This window comes from Fusibacter sp. 3D3, assembly GCF_001748365.1.
GTDB lineage: Bacteria > Bacillota > Clostridia > Peptostreptococcales > Acidaminobacteraceae > Fusibacter_A.
The window spans coordinates 171,574-190,865 of sequence record NZ_BDHH01000002.1 but is presented as its reverse complement, the minus strand read 5'-3'; the positions used below and the strand labels follow the sequence as shown (position 1 = coordinate 190,865).

The following is a 19,292-nucleotide window of genomic DNA, read 5'->3' as shown; positions in this document are numbered from 1 at the left end:
GCAAGGAAGGCTAAGAGGAAGGAGACTTCTCGGCTTTTAGGTTAAATAAGCAGCATAAGAATGTGGCAAAGTCTTGTCATCTTTGGATTGGTTTAAAAATTTCTCTATTAAGCAATGGGCATGAGGATTATAAATGAGTTCAACTAATTTTGCCCTATATTCTAAATCACTTCCACTCAAATCTGGAAACTTAATATAGTCACTTAAATGTTGTGCTTCATGCTTTAAAAACCATACCTGAAACTCAATGGAATTTATATCTATCTTTTCCCTACCGTTATCGACATAATACAGTCCTTCTGGTTTGGCCCATCCCCCCGTATGCCTTTTTCCCATTGTGGCAAAATGTGCCCAACTTAGCATTAAAAAATCAGAAATAAAATACACCACAACTTCTTGTTCACCATCGGGAAGTGTAACAGTAAATGTTTTTATTGAAGTTTTTTTCCAAATATATGGACCTCTAAAGGGTGACGTCACGCCCCCTAGATATGAATAACCTTTTTCTTTAAAAATCTTATTAAGTTCTAATTCAATTTCATCTAAACTGGAATCCTTAGGGAGGGTCACCAGTTCGGATAAACTTAAATTTAATTGATCTTCAGCCTGTTCTACAGGATGATTAACCAACACAGAACGAAAATACCTAAAATAGCAGCTTATTACATCTTGTATCCACGGATCTTCTGAGTTTATTTCATCGCTTTGCTGATCTTTCAAAAAACGAGCCTCATATTCTTTTATTAACCTAGAAGCTTCCTCGTTTTTTTCTTCAAAGGGTTTTAAATATTCAATGGCTTTAAGTACATTTCCCTGTAAGCAGATAGAGTAAAATTTTTGCATGTCCATATTATGCGGCCTCATTTCTGATAATGCTTTGGTGAAGGTGATTGTTCCGTTGATTGTTCCGTTGTGTGTTTCGTTGTGTGTTTCGTTGTGTACCACGTGTTTCGTTGTGTACCACGTACACAACGGAACACCGACTTTTGTGTATAAGGCAATTTAGGGTTTAATTAAAATAGGTTTCAGCTTAGAACTTTTTATATTTATGCGTTCATGCTATTGTCTAAGCGCTGTTTGTGATGTGAACTCATGATCTGCTCAAATTTGTCTATATCACTGCTTTTAATGGACAGGCTCAACACTTCAAAAGTATTTAGGAAAAAATAAGTCTTAGTGACAGTAACGTAAACATAGATTGAACCCACTTCATAAGACTCAATATCTTCAATTGGTATTTGTCTACCCTTGTGGAATATATAAGTATCGCCTATTCCACTTAATGATGTATGCGTAATAAAACTATTTATAACGCTCAATACCATCGTTATTCCAAATGAAGCCAACACAAGATTATGCTTTTTGTATGCAAAATAGAAAGTGATTATGGTTAGTATTGCCATTAATAGGGTCAATAGTAAGACAACAATTTCACGTTTGATTGTTATCTCTAATGGATCAGTTCTGCGGCTTTTCAATTTTTTTATGGTCAGAATTAGTAACCAGAGGCTCAACAAAAATATGATGGCAGCATTCGTACGATCTGATCTTAAAAAATCAATTTGTGGCGTTGATAAAAATCCAAATAGAGATGTGTAAAAGAATGAAAATAAAGATACGACTACTATAAGTGAAACGATTTTAAGCATTTCTAAATTGATTTTATGCATCTTTCTCTCCTTTTCTTAAAATTTTATAGTTTCTTGCGAAACTCTGTAAGCATTGAAAATACTTGCTTTTATTTATAGAAATAGCATATTACCCTCCATTTTGGGTATAAATAAGGTGTGTTCCTGTTGATAACTCATACTCAAAAGAAAGGAAGGTAATAATGCTAATTTCTGCTTCTAATCAGGTTTCCCTGTTTGATCTTGATGCTGAGTTTGATGAACTCACTTCATACAAATCAGATCAACTTTTTTCTCTTTTTAACCAGTTTATTGACACAGATGATGTTATTCCAAAATCTTTCTACAGTGTTTACTACTCTAATGTTGGAAAAAACAGAGATTTTCCACTTGAAGGTATGCTCAAAGCATTTATCTTTTACAACTTGCTCGGTCTACCTACCATTTCCACTCTCATTTTTATCATCAACATTTCAAGTGATTTTAGAAAATTTCTAGGCTTTTCCAGAGCACCTCATCCCTCTCAGTTTTCTAGGTTCAAGACTCTCTTTTATGACCAAATCCTCGAAATGTTTCATCATCTTGTTGATTTTACCTCTGATTTTGCAATAGATGCAGATGATCGCCTCGCCAAAATACTCATTACCGATACAACTGGTTTCGAGTTATACGTTAAGGAAAATAACCCTAAATTCTATCAATCTATTCTTAAAACCGTTAAAACTTACGCTAAATCTCATAAGTACGACAAGACCTTTGATGTAGAAAAATATGCCCAATCAAAGATGCCAAAACAAAGTTCTTCTAACCCTGAAGCTAAACTGACTTATCTTAATGGGCATTTCGGATACTATCAAAAGGTCATCCTCGCTACCAACGGGTTTGGATTAATTCGAGATATTAATTTTTATAATGCCGACAATACGCTACAGCTTAACCTTACGCCTCAAGAAATCAAAGATGAATATGATGCTAAATCTCTTATCCCTTCACTTGAAACGTTTTTCGATTTACACCCAGATTCTAAATTCAACTACTTTCTTGGGGATTCAGGCTTTGATGCAGTTGATAATTATGCGTATCTTTACAAAAAAGGCATCATACCTATCATCAACCTTAATCCTCGAAATAATTCTACGCTGCCTCAACCCCTGTTTAATGAAGACGGTATCCCTACTTGTCCCAACGATCCTGAGTTACCAATGACCTATGCTGGGGTGATTAAAGGAGCCAATAGAGCAGATCGTATTCAGTTTATTTGCCCTAAAAGATCTCTTACAATGTCTGATTCAGTAAAATCCGTTATTCTTGATTGTGATAATCCTTGTACCAATTCACCATATGGAAGAATTAAAAACATCACTGTTCACCATAATTTCAGATTCAATGCTGCTATGCCTCGAAATAGTAATGAATGGATCAATCTTTACAAAATAAGAACGGTTTGTGAAAGAACCATCGCACAACTTAAATCCTTTATGCAAATCAATATTTCCAAAGTCAATAAAACCTTAACCCTGAAATCAAACATCTTTTTAGCTGGCATCACACAATTGATTGCTTTCATTATCATTCATAAAAGTAAATTAAACATTGGTCATTTGTCTATAAAAACTATGGTTGCATAGAATAACTTACTGCGAAATTGAGTAAGTCTTTATTCTGTTGCGCTTTTTTTTTGAACTTTTTTAGATATTTCAATTTTGCTTGTGGATAACTTTGGTTTTTATTTCGCAACGATCTACAGATTTGTCTATTTATAAAGCAAATACAATACCAACGCAACCAAAATACCCTACAGACAAGTGTTAACAATGGTTTTAGTTTTTACCTACTCTAACTTTTCAAAAGGCAAACTTATTAAGTGAGCGCTATAAGCGAGCATTTTTGCTCTTTTTGATACTTTATCGCTCATGGCTACTGTCTAAAAAAATGATTGTTAATATTTTGCACAAAGTGGATGTATCTTAATACTTTACGGATAAATCTAGTAAGATTTGATCTTGAAGATGGATTGCCTTGACAATCCTAATTAGAATGGATATCATAATCTCAATGGCATATCTATGGAAACGTTATTTTTTTAACACAGGAGATTTATATGAATAATCCTCAATTCATTATCGGACTTCCAGTAAAAACCTTTCTTTTTGGGGGCGGACTCTACTTCTTGTCCATGCTCTTACCAACAGTACTTGTGATCATTTTAAGAAAACGGGAGGCTAGAAATAATGAATAAAATCCTAATTTACATGCTATCTCTGACCCTTTACACCCTATTTTTACTCTTCTGGGGCAAAAACGGTTTTAAGAAAACAAACACCATTCGTGACTTTTGCGTTGCAGGTAACAGTCTTGGCATCTTTACCAGCATTTTCACCTTTACTGCAACTTGGTTCAGCGCTGTCTCTATGCAAAGTGTTACTGGCTATGTATATACATATGGCTATATCACTATCCTCTATTCTGTCATTGGATGGTTTCTTGGTGCTTCCATACTTATTTTTGCCGCAAATCGCATCCGTCAATATGATATTATGACCATTCCAGAATTTTTCAAGGTCCGCTATGACAGCAATACGCTTCAAATTTTAGGCGGACTCATCATTGTAGCTTGTTATATTTTCTATATGATTATTCAAATTGTAGGCTTTGGTTTTATTGTGTCAGAGCTTTTGGATATCCACTATAATATTGCTATTTTCTCGATCTACCTCTTCATTGTTTACACGAGCTTTGGTGGCCTTTTTTCAGTCTCCAAAACGGATATTCTCAATTTCACCATCGTCCTTTTCGGACTCCTCATAGCAGCCATTATCATCATAAGAGATATTGGTAGTATCACAACAATGCATTTAATGGCATCTGAAATTTCAAACGGCAACTTCTTAAAGTTATCCTCTAATCCACTTTTCCCACCAATGACAGTCTTTACTTTAGGGCTTGCATGGGGGCTTGGAACAGCGGCAAATCCTCAATACCTCACCCGTATTTTATCTGCTAAGAGCAAAAATACAGCACTTCATATGATCAGCTACTCGGTCATCATCATGGGAGCTCTCTATCTGTTCCTTATGATACTAGGTATTGGGTCCCGTGTCTTATCCTTAGGCTCATCAGTCATCATCCCAGCCAATCAAGTGCTCCCCCATATCATCAAACATATTATAGATAGTCCCGCTGGTGGACTTATCTTTATCAGTGTTATTGCCTCTGCTATTTCCACTGCTAACTCCCAGTTAATCTTAATCGCAAGCAGTTTCACTCATGACATTTACAGCAAATTTAAGCACCCTAATATTTCCAACGATCACTTTATTTATGTCGCTCGTATCATCATCTTCATATCTGCCACTATGTCGCTGTTTCTTTCTATCAATCCACCTGAGAGCTTGCTACTCTTTGGCAGTTACATCTGGGGAATCTTTGCGGTCACATTTTTAATGCCTCTTTACGGAGGTTTATATTGGGCTAAAGCAACCTCCCGTGGTGCCTTATGGTCCATTATTTCAGGTATATTAGCCATGACCATATGGCATCCATTAAGTATTGGAAATACGCTCCTTCAAACCATTCATCCTGTATTTCCGGGTTTTGTTGTAGCATTTGTATTCTTCGTTGTTGTCAGTTTAAAGACTCAAGATAACAACACGATCAACAATGCAATGAATGGAGACGCCTATGAAGCTTGATATAGAGAACCGCATTTTAATTCCATTCATGCTCTTTACCATACTCCCCATCTGTTTCTTGGCAGGTGTTTCTTATTGGAACGGTCATTACCTACTCATGAACGAAAAAACACGAAGCCTTGAAATGACAATTCAAGAATCTCTCGCTTTTATTGATGCCTTGGAAGAAGAAACTGATTCAGAAGACGACACCCAAAAAAAAGTGCTAGACTTCTTCAGTACTTTTAACACACGTGATATTGTCATTCTTGAACGTGGTAATCTACTTCTTAATCAGCCCAACCTCACGATGGCTGATTTAAACCCTATTATCTCAAGCGAGAAATCCGGTATCTATGACGGGAAAGACCTACTCATGGTTTACGATTATTATGAGAAGTGGCAATGGCAACTGATCACAGTAGTTGATAAAAGCAGCGTATTAGAAAACTTAATTGATATACAAAAATATATTCTTCTTATTTCCATTATGTTTCTAATTTTTTCCATGCAAGCCATTATATTTACGGCACATAATATCTCCAAACCCATCAGAGCCTTTGCTGAATTTTGTAAAACCATTGATTTTGATAATTTAAAACAAAAAATAGACATCACTCGAAGTGATGAAATAGGCATTTTGGCCAATGCCTTCAACGCCATGATTGACCAACTCAATGCCAGTGCCGAGAACCTCATTGAAATAAAACGGTACAACGAAGATATTCTTCAGAATGCTTCTGTAGGAATCCTTACAACTGACGCGCAGGGCCAACATATTACCATCAACCGAGCTGGCACGGACATTCTAAATAAGTACAATCACAATCCGCATATTCTGGACCTATTGAACCAGCACATCGGCAAGGCCATACACAGTAGAAAGGGGCTCAATACGACGATCACCCTAGATGAAATCACTAACAAAGCGTTCTACTTGGATGTGAGTATCTCATTGTTACTCCGAAAGAACAACGAGTTCATCGGTATCATTTGCTGTTTTAGTGACATTACAAAACGTCGCATTCTCGAAAACAACATCATAAGGGTCAATAGGCTCGCCAGTGTGGGCCAATTTGCAGCCGGTATGGCCCATGAAATTCGCAATCCATTGACTGGCTTAAAAACAGGGATTCAGTATATTAGAACACAATTACCTGATGCGGATACCACCAGCATCGAACTTACGGATGATATGGTTTATGAGATCAATCGAATTAACAACTTAGTCTCTGAACTCCTAGACTTTTCAAAACCAAAGCATGCCTTTAAAGAACCAGTCAAAGTTCAGGCACTTTTAAAAAAATCTTTAGATATATTAGACGATGAACTTCGTAAAAAACAGGTTAATCTGTCCATTATAGAGTTGGATCAAGATCCCATTGGTATCATTGATAAAGACCAAATTGAACAAGTCTTTATTAATATAATTAAAAATGCAGTAAATGCTCTTAGTGAACACGGCAATCTTACTGTCCAGATCCGATTATTAGACCGCCATGGTCAGTCTTGGATCAAGCTCAGCTTTATGGATACCGGCCATGGTATCCCACCTGAAAATCTCGAACGCATTTTTGATCCATTTTTCACCACTAATCCCAAGGGCATTGGCTTGGGATTATCGGTTGTTAATAGCTTGCTCATTCAAAACGACGGCAAAATGGAAATTGAAAGCAAATATCAAGTGGGGACTACTGTTCATATTTATCTGCCTCACTATGAAGGAGCAACCTATGAAAATTAAACTTTTAATCATTGACGATGAATCCCTTATACGCAAATCATTAAGTGCTGGTTTGAGAGATGCTGGATATGAAGTTTCTGCAGCTGACAGTAAAGCAGAAGGTCTACATTTGATGGAAGTCTTTCGCCCCCATATCGTCTTAACAGATATGCGTCTTGGTAAAGACAACGGTATCGACTTAATACCTGAACTCAAAGCCATTGACAGTGATGCAGAAATCATTGTTATGACAGCTTTTAGTGACATTGAAAGCGCCGTTAGTGCTATTAAACTTGGCGCATTTGACTATATTAATAAACCCTTTGACTTAGATCATATCAAACTCATCATTCATCGTGCCTTTGAATGCATCAAACTAACAACTCGACTCCTTGTCTTAGAGAAGCACTCTGAACTGTATATGAAAAACATGATTGGCTCCAGCCCAGTTATGAGGGAAGTCTATAAAAAAATTGAAAAAGTAGCCCATGTTGATAACGTAACCGTGCTGATAAGAGGTGAAACTGGAACAGGCAAAGAATTGGTAGCAGAAGCCATCCATAAGAACAGCATACGCAAAGATGAACTCTTGTTGCGCATTAATTGTAGCGCAATTCCCAAGGCTTTAGTCGAAAGTGAACTCTTTGGATTTGAGAAAAATGCCTTTACAGGTGCAACCAGCAAGAAGAAAGGACTCTTTGAAATTGCAGATGGAGGTGTGGTTTTTCTGGACGAGTTTGGCGAACTCCCTCTTGAAACACAATCCAAATTGCTCAGATTTTTAGAGGAAAGACGCTTTAGGCGCGTTGGAGGTCTTGAAGATATTGAAGTTGATATACGTATTGTAGCTGCCACTCATAAAAATTTAGAAGAGGCTGTTAAGAAAGGCGAATTCCGAGAAGATCTCTACTACAGAATCAATATTTTTCCGATTACCTTACCGCCCCTTCGCAAGCGTGGAGATGACATTCTTCTTTTGGCAGATTTTTATTTGAAAAAGTTCTGTCAAAATGCTCAGAAGGATATTTCAGGCCTCAGTATTAAGGTCAAGGAACAGCTCTTAAAATACCCATGGCCAGGTAATATTCGAGAACTGCGAAATGTCATAGAACGCTTGGTCATATTGGCTGATACAGATGTAATAGAAGCCTCATACTTGCCACCTGAAATTCAATTTTATACCGATAAAGTGGCAACTATATCTACTGATATTTCAGATCAATATGCCGAAAAAGAAATAGGCAATTTAAACCAAGAGCTTGATCAAGTCGAAAAGCATTTGATCACAAAAGCATTAGATAAAAATTCATGGAACCAAACTAAAACCGCCGAAATACTCGGCATCACCAGATTCTCATTAAAACGAAAAATGGAAAAACATGGTTTTTAAGGGTCTCGGTGTCAGGCACAAAGAAAGGATATTCGTTTTATGAGAATACATTTCATGCTTCTTGGGGAGATGTCTATTTAGTTTTGGACATATGCCAATATTTTTATTGACAATCATTCTCAACAAGGTGTAAAATGATGTCTGACCCCTCCTGCAAGGGGTGAACATTAGTGTGATGCCTGATCATTACAATATTAGGAGGCTTATATGAAAAAAATAGTTGTCATAGGTGGTGGCGTTGCAGCCAAAGGTTTTTTAAATGCGTCATTAGCATTGAATCATGATATTGAGTATACCGTCATTCGAAGTAACGCCAAGGGACCTGTGCCATGTGGCATTCCATATGCATTTGGTACGCTTAAAGATCCTCGTCAGAATATTTCAAGCGACAAGAATTTAATTGATCAGGGCGTTAACCTTGTGATCGATGATGTCGTCCGTGTGGATACTGAAAATAGAAATGTCTATACAGGTACCGGCAAAACATATCCGTACGATCGCCTAGTGATGGCAACAGGTTCATTGCCAATGTTTCCGCCTCTTCCCGGAAAAGATCTAAAAGGGATCCATGTCATCGAAAAAGACTTAGACAGAGTTGTCTCAATGAAAACTGAAGTTGAAAAGGCGAAGAGCGCATACAAAAAGTTCAGCTGAACAACGGCAATATGCTGGATGTGGATTTAGTTTTCGTTGCAATAGGTGCTTACCCTAATGTCTCTCTGGCAGAAAAAATGGAACTCGAGCTGGACGAAAAAAAATCCATTAAGGTCAATGTATTCCAACAAACCTCAAACGAAAACATCTTTGCAATTGGAGATTGCGCCTCAAAATCAGATATTTTCACGGGTAAAGCAAGCAATGTACGACTGGCTTCCATTGCGGCAAAAGAAGGCCGAAATGCAGCAATCAACCTGCTGAAACAGGAAGAGTCTGCGCCTGTGCAAGGCATTATGAATCTCTTTTCAACATCTATCAACAACGTCTACTACGCGGCTGCTGGCATGACCAAACACCAGTGCGAACAAACTGGATTCCAAATACTCGAAGTCAGACTAAATGCACCAAACATGCATCCTGGAACACTGCCAGGCATGGTCATGACAAATGGCACATTCTTTTTTGATAAAGCCACCCTAAAGCTTCTCGGTGTCCAACTTTCGGGTGATAAAGCCGTCGCAGAAATGATCAATGCTTTTGGCATCGCAATTCAAAATCACGCAACTGCCAAAGACCTCTACAGCTACAACTATGGCACACATCCACTGGGAACTGCGTCTCCAAATGTATATATAATGCATCAAACAGGTCTTTATGCACTGGCAAAACAAAAAAGTTTAATATAGGCAAAACTAAGGAGGACAAATGAAAAAAACATCAACACAACTCGAAATGGAAACAACATTCTCACCGACATGGTTTTTAAAAGCACTTGGCAACGGCGGACTTGCCGTTTCATTTTTTATGTATCTCATGTTTTTTATTGAGCATAAAAACCCGCTCCCAACATTTTCCGACCTTTCCCGTGAACTTGCGTCCCATGACTTAAGGGCTGTAATGGTCGCTTTGGTTTCAGGCGTTATTCTCTATTTTTCATATATGTATTTCTATCAGCTTGCTGTTCAGCTCAAACGCTACTTTGCTTACCTAAAAACAGACAGCTATCGCAATATGCTTGGCACCAATGATGAAATCACGCTTATGACCCTGCCGCTGACATTGGCAATGGGCATCAATGTTATTTTTGTTCTCGGCGCTGTATTTGTACCACATCTCTGGGACTATATAGAAATCCTCTTCCCTTTTGCTATCCTCGCTTTTCTGGCGGTGGGCATCTATGCACTTAAGCTGTTTCTGAACTTTTTTTCAGACACGCTGGCAAAAGGAAATTTTGATTTTGTACGCAACAACAACCTTGGTCAAATGATTGCACCTTTTGCTTTTATCATGGTGTCAGTAGGGCTCGCCGCTTCAGTTGCAATGAGTCATACAAAAGCGACTAACATCTTTGCTTTTGTAACATCTGTCTTTTTCCTTGTGCTCGCGATATTGCTGATGAACATCAAAATGCTTTTGGGCTTCAAATCCATCTTTAAGCACGGCGCTCATGACGAAATGACACCAACGCTATGGATTGCCATCCCAATCACCACACTTATAGGTATTACACTTATTCGATTAATTTCAGGCACCTACCATCACTTTCTTGAAAGTTCGCCAAATCCAATATTTTTATTTATCGTTCTGTTGACCCTATTTTCAATTGAAGTAATCTTTGGTCTTCTGGGATATACTGTGATGAAGCGAAACAATTACTTCAAAAAATTCGTAAATGGCGATCAGTTCCACATCGGAAGCTACGCGCTGATTTGCCCTGGCGTCGCCTTTGTAGTTCTGGGTCTGTTCTTTGTCAACTATGGTTTTATCAAAACTGGCTTCATTTCAAAATTTAGTCTAACGCATTGGCTTTTGATTTTGCCTTTTGTCATCGTGCAGTTGAAGACCATTCAGACACTCAACAGACTCAATCAAAAATCAAAGGTTTTATCTTTTATTCAGCAGAAATTCGATTAATTTGATTTATCAACAACTTGAAATTAGATTGTTTTTGCACCCAACTGCCTTCATTGGTGCTCGATACCCTCCATCTTCCTTATATTATAATATCGCTACTCGTAGTGGCATTTTCTCGCATATTGACACTTTGTGATGAAATAGAGCCCTTCACATAAGGGCTCTTTATCAAGCAAAACTCTTGATTGACATAACCCATTTGATCTTCATTAACAATTATTTCATACCAATCATTTGCCTTTAAAATACCAGTTTGAATCAACTTTTCATACGCTTTATAATGCTGTATTGTCCATAGGCTCATAATAAAAAAACCACGTTGTTTTACATAAAAGGTTGCTTTAAATCATAGGCGATTCCAATTGCACCAGGTCCCACATGGGTTCCAATAACCGGCCCTATATCCACCACTAGCACTTGAACGCCAAGGTCATCCTGAAGGCGCTTCGCCAAAGCAAGCCCTTCTTCATAAGCCTCAATGTGATGCACTACAACATTTTTAAGACCATATTGTGCTATATCCTCTAATGCAATTTTCAGTAGCGTCTCCACTGCCTTCTTCTTTGTTCGCACCTTTTGAAGTACCTCACTACGGCCCTCTTTTACAGTGAGGATGGGCAGAATCTGAAAAATATTACCCATTATCGCTTGAGCGCCACCAATACGGCCCCCCATTTTCAAGTAATCCAACGTCTCAGGTAAAAAAATAAATCGACTTTGATTTACATAATCACGCATGGTCTGAGCAATACTTGCCACAGGTATGCCTTGAGCCGCCAACTCAGCACCATAAAGCACACAAAACCCCAACTGCATGCAATTGGTTCTAGAGTCAATAAGCTCAATCTTTGCATCAGGGTACTTCTCCAAAAGTTGCGCCCTAACCATACAAGCCGTTTGGTAAGTGCCACTCATTTCTGAGGACAAGCCTGTTGCTCCATTCTTTAAAAGTTCTATATTTTATTTTATGTTAAATCACACCATAACCACTCTTAATTATAAAGTAATTTGAGCAGAAGTTAAAGAGTATTGTTCATATTGCTGAGATATAAATCTCGTCGGTCTGCACCTAATTGGTGCAGTCACAAAAAATAAAAAAAGCCCCAAAGAGGTGTTAAAGTTTAAGTACCGCTACAAAAACAAACTATACAATGGTTTAAATGGAGACTTAATCAAAGTGGTCCTCAGAAGTGGTAGTGTCTATTCTTGTCAAAATATTTTTAAACAATCTCTAAAAAACTTGCCCGCAATAGTAAAATAATGCGGGCAAATCGTTTATAAATCATTCTTTTTTTAGTACATTTTTTAGAGTTGGTTTAGAGTAATATTTTAGCCACGTATAGTTGCTTTCTGAATAAGCTCTTTATCTTATTAGATACCTAGCTCCTCCACTAACTGTTCTCTAATTTTAATGTCATCAGTACTGTGTTCATGTCCTAAAGTTTTCAATTTTTTGATTTCAAAAAGTATAACAGTAAGTGCCAATATGAATGCTAGCCCATCCGCCACTGGCCCTGCCCATAAGACACCCTCAATTCCCCAAAATTTAGGAAGAATCAATACCGCAGGAATAAAAAATACAATCTGTCTAGACAGAGACAGTATCATTGCTGGGACAGGTCGCTCAATAGCCTGAAGGAAGATACTGGCAACAGTTTGAAAACCGTTAAAAATGCAAAACAAAAGAAATATACGAAAACTTTTCACAGCAAAGTCATTGTACAAATCGCTTTCAGCTCCAAAAAGAGATACAATAGGCATTGGGAAAAATTCAAAAGCAACAAACGCTACCATTGCTGATATAAATGCACTAATAACACATATTTTGAAAGCCTTCATAACGCGTCCAATATGTTTTGCACCTAGATTAAAGCCAATAATCGGTTGTGCACCTGCTGCAATGCCCACGACAACAAATAAAAATATTTGATTAACTTTTAATGTAATGCCCATAGCTGCTAAAGGAATATCTGCTCCATAAGCAGATTCAGCGCCATATGTTGTTAGAGCATTATTTATCATGACTGTCATGATAACAATGGCCATTTGGTTGATAAAACTGGAAATTCCGAGTGGCAAAATAGCCTTGCAATGCTGAAAGCTTAGTCTAAAATCTTTTTTTACGAGCTTAAATGTTTTCCATTTATTTAAGTAGGACAAATAAATAATTAATGATATAAACTGTCCAGTAATCGTAGCCAGTGCAGCGCCCTCTACTCCCCAATGAAAAACAAATATAGCGATAGGGTCCATAATTGTATTAAATATTGCACCCGATAGAAGAGCGATCATAGCATGTTTTGGGCTTCCATCTGCACGAATAATTGAGTTCAACGTCGTGCCAATAAGCACAAACGGAAATCCTATCGTTACAATCCTACCATAGCCAAGTGCATAAGGTTCCACTGATTCCGTACATCCAAAAAGATACACAATTGGTTTCAAAAATATGACTGCTACTGCAAACAACACCACAGCAGTAATAACAGACATAAGAATTCCACTGCTAACTCCTTTTTTTGCATTTTCAATATTGCCTTGTCCTGATTTTAAGCTAGCATATGTTGCCGCTCCGTCACCGAATAGTACGCCAAGTGCCGCACATAGTATAGTAAGTGGAAATACTACGTTCGTGGCACTATTGCCTAAATAACCAACGCCATTACCAATAAAAATTTGATCTACAATGTTATATAGACCATTCACAACAAGCGAGATTACACAGGGAATCGCAAATTTTGCAATCAAACTTCCGATCGGTGCTGTTGCAAATGCATTCTCCTGTGATAACTCGTGTTCTTCTGTCATAATATCCTCCCATCATCCACATAGTTGCTTAAGCAACTATATTCTAAAATAAATAGCCAACTATTTTTTCTTGGCATCTATTGTTTTACACGATATTTCGCTAATAGTCAAGTTAAAACTCAAAAATAAATTGACACATCGCTCTATTTATTATAATATTTAGTTGTCTAAGCAATGTTATTTTTAGTAGGAAGTGTTTATATGCATGATTTTATGAATCGATTTTCAATTCTTCATAGGCATTCTACCATTTACTTGGATCGTCATTTAAAAATGGATGGTATTACTGGAAGCCAGTACACTCACATTTTAGTTATCTGTGAAAATCCAGGTGTTTCACAAGAGGATATTTCTGATAAATTAAAAATTGATAAAGGCTCTGTGGCGAGAACTGTTAAACAGTTTGAGAGAGAAGGGTACATTACCCGGCTTACTTCAATTGAAGATAAAAGACAGTATAGAATATATCCAACCGATAAGGGCAAGGCTTTATATAGTAAAGTACACGGCATAGCCATAGAAAGCGAAAATAGATTGACTAAAGAATTTACAGATATTGAGAGAGAAATTCTGAAAAATTTGTTGGACAAAGTGATGCTAAATTTAGAATAGTAAAATTATGGTTGTCTACATTTTCCAATATTGAACTAGTATCCCGTGATGGTTCAACGAGTTATCGTTCAGCTATTAATGAATCTCATCCCGATGCGATTCAAATAAGTGACAGATTTCATTTGGTTAAGGCAATCTCCAAGTATATGAAGCGAATTATCAATGGTTGAATCGAGATCCCTTTAACCTCAGAAGCAGGTAAAAAAACGTTATAATTATCTATGTGATCTGAGTCGACGGGTACAGTGTGAGTAGTGTTTGTTAATGGTCATTATGGAAAGAGTCTGAATGGTAAACTGATGCCCTACCGAGATAAAGTGATCCCCCTACGTGCAGAAGGTTTGACTTATAAAGAAATTACATCTAATATACAAAAAAGGGTTACATTGGAACTATTGATGCACTAAGAGTCTTTATATCGAAAGAGAAGCGCATATTTACCGTTAACAAAACACCTCCCTTTTACACTCAAAAAGGAGGTGTTTTGTTAATATTTGGATTAGATACTTATTTAATAAACCTTACTTCTGGGATTATTTTCTCATACTGCTCTTCTTTAATCTGATTAAACTCTACCTTATATTGCTCGAAGATATTGTTTCCCTCAGAATCAATTGAAACTATTAAAGGTCCAAACTCTTTTACTTTGCATACCCAAAGAGATTCTGGCATACCAAGATCTGTCCAGTGAACTGATTCAATAGATTCAACCTTATTCGCGGCATAAACAGCATTTCCAGCAGGATAAACCAAATGTAATACTTTATGGGTTTTGCAACCCTCTTCTGTGTTTTTACCCATACCGCCTTTACCAACGATAAGTTTGACTCCTGTTTCTTCAATAAATTCCTTTTCAAACTTCTCCATTCGCATACTTGTCGTTGGACCTATAGAGATCATTTCATACTCATTATTACCATGATCTTTAACGATTGGCCCTGCATGAAAAATGGCGAGCCCTCTTAAGTCCACTGGCAATTCCATTTTTTCTTCAATTAATCTTCGATGTGCTACGTCTCTGCAGGTTACAATAGTACCAGTCAGATAAATAATGTCGCCAATTTTTATATCTTTTAAGTCATCATCTTTTATAGGTGTTGTTAGGATTTTTTTCATAGTACTTCCCCCTTATGCATTGGCATATTATAGTTAAGGTCTTTATCAAAAATGATTAGTCCTCTTCTATGTGACCAACAGCCAGTGTTAACAGCAACGCCTATGGTGGATGGATGTCTTGCAGTATTTACTACATTTACACCCATAACTGATTTTAATCCTTTAAGTCCTTGTGGGCCAAGGCCGATGGCATTAATACCATCTTCTAGTAATTGCTCTAATTTCGCAGCATTTGCGTTTTCATTCTTACTGTCTACTTGTCTCATAAGCGCCAGTTTCGAATTCATTGCTGCTGTTTCAACCGATGTGCCAACGCCAACACCAACAAGTAATGGTGGGCATGCATTAAGGCCATAGCTAGTCATTCGATCTAATACAAATTTTACGATTGCTTCATATCCTTCACCCGGCATTAAAACAGTAGCAACCCCCGGAAGAGAACAACCGCCTCCTGCCATATAGGTATAAATTTCAACGCCATCGCTGTCAGGTTCAATTTCCCAAAATATACTTGGTGTTCCTGTCCCTATATTTTTCTTTGTGTTATATTCGTCAAAAGTTTCAACTGAATTATGTCTCAGAGGCGTTTCCATCGTTGACTTATAAGTCGCTTCTCTAAGAATAGTATTGAGTTGTCCCATCAATGGAAAATGCTCGCCACATTTAATAAAGAATTGAAGCACTCCTGTGTCTTGACAGGAAGGACGTTTCATTTCATAAGCGAGTTTCTGGTTTTCATCCATAGTTTTATAGATAATTTTAGCCATTTCCCCAATTTCCTCTTCACGTAATTCTTTTAGTTTGGATTCAACATCATCAGGCAAGCGATAACTTACTAACCCAATAAATTTTGACATGATTTCAGTCAATTTTGATATTTCATTTTCTTTATGCATATTAACTCCTTGCTAATCTAATTTGGATAGAATGGGAATAATATTGGAAGTAAAATCATAGACACGATTAGCGAAACAACGATTAATGGTGCTCCTGCTTTCAGATAATCTCTAAATGTATACCCTCCAATCCCATAAACCATGGTATTTGCAGGCATCCCTATTGGTGTTGCATATGCCATAGAACCACCAATAACTGTTGCCATTAATACTGCTCGTGGGTCTGCTCCAAGTGCATTAGCAATGGAAAGACTAATAGGTACTAGAAGAGCAGTCGTTGCTGTATTGGACATAAAATTTGTCATAACTGCTGATAAGAGTAACACAACAAAAAGAAGTATGAATGGGGATGGATGACTTCCTAATGCAGCAATTATTTTACCCGCTAACAATTCACCTGCACCTGACTTTTCTAGGGCTTTCGCCAGTGCCAGTGAACCCGAGAAAAGTAAAATTGTATGCATATCGATAGACTTCATGGCTTTCTTTTCAGTTAAGACACCTGAAACGACAAGGACCAAAGCGCCTATCCAAGCTGAAATATAAAGCTTAATTCCAATTTTACTTTCAAAAATCATTGCAACAACTGTTAATACCAGAACGATTAATGAAAAATATTGCTTCCACTTTGGTACATCAGAATAATCCTCATGCTTCGCAAATACAGAATCTTGATCTAACTCTTGGTCTGAATGGTTGGGTAATAGTTTATAACCAAAGAAAGCCATATAACCGATTCCAACTAATAAGATTGGCAAGCCTACTTTTGCATATTCAAAGAATCCAAAACTCATTCCAATTTCCTGAAGCGCTGACTGAGCGATCATATTCCCCGGAGCACCTATAAGACTCAAATTACCCCCCATCGCTGCTGCTAGAACCAGTGGAATCATCAACTTAGAACGTGCGAATCCCGATTTGGCTGAGATCCCGATCAAAACTGGAATCAACACCGCTGCAGTTCCCGTATTAGATAATACACCTGACATGAAACCCGTAATGAGCATAACCGCAACTATTAATTGTCTCTCAGTCTTTGCAAACTTTGTTACAATTCCACCCACTCGCTGCGCCATACCAGTATCAAAGAAAGCTGCACCAACAATGAACATGCCCATAAACAAGAGCACATTACTATTAACAAAGCCCGAAAAAGCCTCTGCTGGCGTTAAAACATTTGTAAGTGATAATCCGATTGCTACAATCATCGCTGTAATCGATAAAGGTATTTTTTCCCAAGCAAACATGACAACAGCAAAAACCAAGAAAATCAAAGTGATAATCTGTGGACTCATATAATTAACCTCCGCATATTTTTTAGACGTCTTAACCGAATACTATATCTAAACTCAAAAATAAACTATCCTTTTTTACAACTGTTTATTAACACTTCGCAACATTTCAGATTGAATCAAAAATTGTATCTGAAATAAAACATAAAAAAAAATACCCATTTTTACGAAGCTATGGGCATTGTAAAATCTAGATACTATAATCTGTATTAACAATCCGATTTAATTATTACCTAAAATATTGGATAGTCATTTATTTGAAAATTAAATTTTATTTGAAATTTTATTGATTTTAGACATGATTCTTCTTAAGTCTTGAGTTACCTCATTCAAATTGTCTTTAAAATCATGTGATTGATCTTCAGAATATTCCACGCTAATAGTCCCACAATTTGTTTCGTCAAGTTTATCAAGAGCTTCTCTCACCAAGTTTTCACAGATCTCATTTTCTACATATGCTGCATTACTATTATCATTTACTTTGGGATGATAAAGCAGTTTACGTCTGTATTCAGAGGGTGTTTTACCGAAGCGCTCTTTAAAAGAAATATTAAAGGCTTTTATATCAGAAAACCCATGGGCATAAGCAATATCGGATATTTTGTCTTCTGTGTTCGTTAGAGCATAAACAGCTTCCCGCATTCTCACTCTTGTAAGATACTCATAATAGTTTATCCCAAGCGTCTGTTTCATCAATTGAGAGATATAGCTTTTATTATAACCAGTAAAGTTTACAAGATCCTCAAGTGAGATTTTATCTCTAAAATGCTTATTTAAATACTCCACAATTTTCATAACATTCTCATGCCTATTTGTTTTTGAGTACTCACTAATGGACATTTTTTTAGGTGGAAAGCCTATAAATAGTTCTCCTATTAAACTCTGAAACATCGATTCATAAATTAGTCGATCCGTTTCGGATTCTCTACCAGTGTAAGTACTCATAATCAACATCTTGCGTCGTATTTCACGATAGTTTTTTTGCTCTCGATTTTGTGCATTGGAAATACAATTGAACTCATAATTTTGATAATTTTTAATCCAGTTAGAAAAATAAACTGGATCAAAATGGAGGACCATTGCAATAGAATCCGGTTTAAGCGCCATTGTTGCATGCCCTCTGTTTGAATTAATTAAAATGAGGTCTCCACGATTAAGAATATGACTATCGCCGTCTTTATTCACTTCAATTTCACCGTTTAAAACAAGTAACAATTCAATATCATTATGCCAGTTATATCTATAAGCTGAAATATAATAGATGTATTGTTCAATACTCAACGACCTTTTTTTATTCTCATATCGGAAAAAACCTTGCATAAGCACCTCGCTTTTTATACCCATTTTAAATTGATATTTCAAATCTTACAAGGAAAATTTCTATGCACATGATGAATACTAAAGTGATCATCATTCCAAGAATACTACAAATTGCCGTTTTAAATATAAATCCATGTGGTAATTTCCAATATTTATTTATAACTCTAAAACCTAACAAATCCCCCGTTGTCGCAAGAATTGCGAACTCAAAAAAAGCCACCTATATAAGACTACTGAACCGTTACAGCAATAAAAAAATTCTTGA

The 19,292-nt window shown here is 36.9% G+C and carries 19 protein-coding genes; 10 read left to right on the top strand and 9 right to left on the bottom strand.

Annotation, left to right across the window (positions count from 1 at the left end; genetic code table 11):
* Nucleotides 1-36 precede the first annotated feature (36 nt).
* Together F3D3_RS02830 and F3D3_RS02825 are read right to left on the bottom strand one after the other, a co-directional pair.
* A complete protein-coding gene (locus F3D3_RS02830) occupies nt 37-849 on the bottom strand; it encodes a hypothetical protein (protein WP_069871025.1) in 813 nt (270 codons plus the stop codon).
* Between the two features lie 197 nt (nt 850-1,046).
* Nucleotides 1,047-1,670 carry a hypothetical protein gene (locus F3D3_RS02825; RefSeq protein WP_069871024.1) on the bottom strand — a complete coding sequence of 208 codons (624 nt, stop codon included), beginning with the start codon at nt 1,668-1,670 and terminating at the stop codon, nt 1,047-1,049.
* Nucleotides 1,671-1,831: 161 nt separating this feature from the next.
* Between F3D3_RS02825 and F3D3_RS02820 the strand changes: the two genes are divergently transcribed.
* From F3D3_RS02820 to F3D3_RS02790, 8 genes are all read left to right on the top strand, one after another.
* The gene (locus tag F3D3_RS02820) at nt 1,832-3,256 is read left to right on the top strand and encodes a transposase (protein WP_069871022.1); all 1,425 of its coding nucleotides are present in this window, start codon (nt 1,832-1,834) and stop codon (nt 3,254-3,256) included.
* A gap of 473 nt (nt 3,257-3,729) precedes the next feature.
* Complete coding sequence (locus F3D3_RS23980; RefSeq protein WP_175438270.1) at nt 3,730-3,867, top strand: hypothetical protein; 138 nt, start codon at nt 3,730-3,732, stop codon at nt 3,865-3,867.
* Nucleotides 3,860-5,320: a sodium:solute symporter family protein gene (locus F3D3_RS02815; protein WP_069871020.1), complete on the top strand. Its 1,461-nt coding sequence runs from the start codon at nt 3,860-3,862 to the stop codon at nt 5,318-5,320. Before F3D3_RS23980 ends, F3D3_RS02815 begins: the two co-directional genes overlap by 8 nt.
* Nucleotides 5,310-7,043, top strand: a complete 1,734-nt coding sequence (locus F3D3_RS02810; protein ID WP_069871018.1) for an ATP-binding protein — start codon at nt 5,310-5,312, stop codon at nt 7,041-7,043. The genes F3D3_RS02815 and F3D3_RS02810 overlap by 11 nt, the downstream gene beginning before the upstream one ends.
* The gene (locus tag F3D3_RS02805) at nt 7,033-8,412 is read left to right on the top strand and encodes a sigma-54 dependent transcriptional regulator (RefSeq protein ID WP_069871016.1); all 1,380 of its coding nucleotides are present in this window, start codon (nt 7,033-7,035) and stop codon (nt 8,410-8,412) included. The genes F3D3_RS02810 and F3D3_RS02805 overlap by 11 nt, the downstream gene beginning before the upstream one ends.
* 207 nt (nt 8,413-8,619) lie before the next feature.
* Nucleotides 8,620-9,066, top strand: a complete 447-nt coding sequence (locus F3D3_RS02800; RefSeq protein ID WP_069871014.1) for an FAD-dependent oxidoreductase — start codon at nt 8,620-8,622, stop codon at nt 9,064-9,066.
* Nucleotides 9,067-9,086: 20 nt separating this feature from the next.
* Nucleotides 9,087-9,755 carry an FAD-dependent oxidoreductase gene (locus F3D3_RS02795; RefSeq protein ID WP_207645338.1) on the top strand — a complete coding sequence of 223 codons (669 nt, stop codon included), beginning with the start codon at nt 9,087-9,089 and terminating at the stop codon, nt 9,753-9,755.
* 19 nt (nt 9,756-9,774) lie between these two features.
* Entirely contained in the window at nt 9,775-10,983 is a 1,209-nt protein-coding gene (locus tag F3D3_RS02790) for a hypothetical protein (protein WP_069871010.1), read from the top strand.
* 79 nt (nt 10,984-11,062) lie between these two features.
* Here F3D3_RS02790 and F3D3_RS02785 read toward each other — a convergent pair whose 3' ends face one another.
* The 3 genes from F3D3_RS02785 to F3D3_RS02775 all read right to left on the bottom strand — a co-directional run bounded on the left by F3D3_RS02785 (nt 11,063) and on the right by F3D3_RS02775 (nt 13,791).
* Nucleotides 11,063-11,287 (bottom strand): hypothetical protein, encoded by a 225-nt coding sequence (locus F3D3_RS02785; RefSeq protein ID WP_069871009.1) that lies wholly within the window; start codon nt 11,285-11,287, stop codon nt 11,063-11,065.
* 20 nt (nt 11,288-11,307) lie between these two features.
* The gene (locus tag F3D3_RS02780; protein ID WP_069871007.1) at nt 11,308-11,910 is read right to left on the bottom strand and encodes a DegV family protein; all 603 of its coding nucleotides are present in this window, start codon (nt 11,908-11,910) and stop codon (nt 11,308-11,310) included.
* Nucleotides 11,911-12,354: 444 nt separating this feature from the next.
* Entirely contained in the window at nt 12,355-13,791 is a 1,437-nt protein-coding gene (locus F3D3_RS02775) for an MATE family efflux transporter (protein ID WP_069871006.1), read from the bottom strand.
* 201 nt (nt 13,792-13,992) lie between these two features.
* Here F3D3_RS02775 and F3D3_RS02770 point away from each other — a divergent pair, with 201 nt between their 5' ends.
* Together F3D3_RS02770 and F3D3_RS25110 are read left to right on the top strand one after the other, a co-directional pair.
* A complete protein-coding gene (locus F3D3_RS02770; RefSeq protein ID WP_069871004.1) occupies nt 13,993-14,403 on the top strand; it encodes a MarR family winged helix-turn-helix transcriptional regulator in 411 nt (136 codons plus the stop codon).
* Nucleotides 14,404-14,414: 11 nt separating this feature from the next.
* Nucleotides 14,415-14,573, top strand: a complete 159-nt coding sequence (locus F3D3_RS25110; RefSeq protein WP_175438269.1) for a transposase — start codon at nt 14,415-14,417, stop codon at nt 14,571-14,573.
* 337 nt (nt 14,574-14,910) lie between these two features.
* Here F3D3_RS25110 and ttdB read toward each other — a convergent pair whose 3' ends face one another.
* From ttdB to F3D3_RS02750, 4 genes are all read right to left on the bottom strand, one after another.
* Nucleotides 14,911-15,519 carry a L(+)-tartrate dehydratase subunit beta gene (gene ttdB, locus F3D3_RS02765; protein WP_069871002.1) on the bottom strand — a complete coding sequence of 203 codons (609 nt, stop codon included), beginning with the start codon at nt 15,517-15,519 and terminating at the stop codon, nt 14,911-14,913.
* The gene (gene ttdA / locus F3D3_RS02760) at nt 15,516-16,415 is read right to left on the bottom strand and encodes a L(+)-tartrate dehydratase subunit alpha (protein WP_069871000.1); all 900 of its coding nucleotides are present in this window, start codon (nt 16,413-16,415) and stop codon (nt 15,516-15,518) included. The genes ttdB and ttdA overlap by 4 nt, the downstream gene beginning before the upstream one ends.
* Nucleotides 16,416-16,432: 17 nt before the next feature.
* Nucleotides 16,433-17,710, bottom strand: a complete 1,278-nt coding sequence (locus F3D3_RS02755; RefSeq protein WP_069870998.1) for an SLC13 family permease — start codon at nt 17,708-17,710, stop codon at nt 16,433-16,435.
* A gap of 261 nt (nt 17,711-17,971) precedes the next feature.
* On the bottom strand, nt 17,972-19,027 hold the full coding sequence (locus F3D3_RS02750; RefSeq protein WP_069870995.1) for an AraC family transcriptional regulator: 1,056 nt from the start codon (nt 19,025-19,027) through the stop codon (nt 17,972-17,974).
* Nucleotides 19,028-19,292 lie beyond the last annotated feature (265 nt).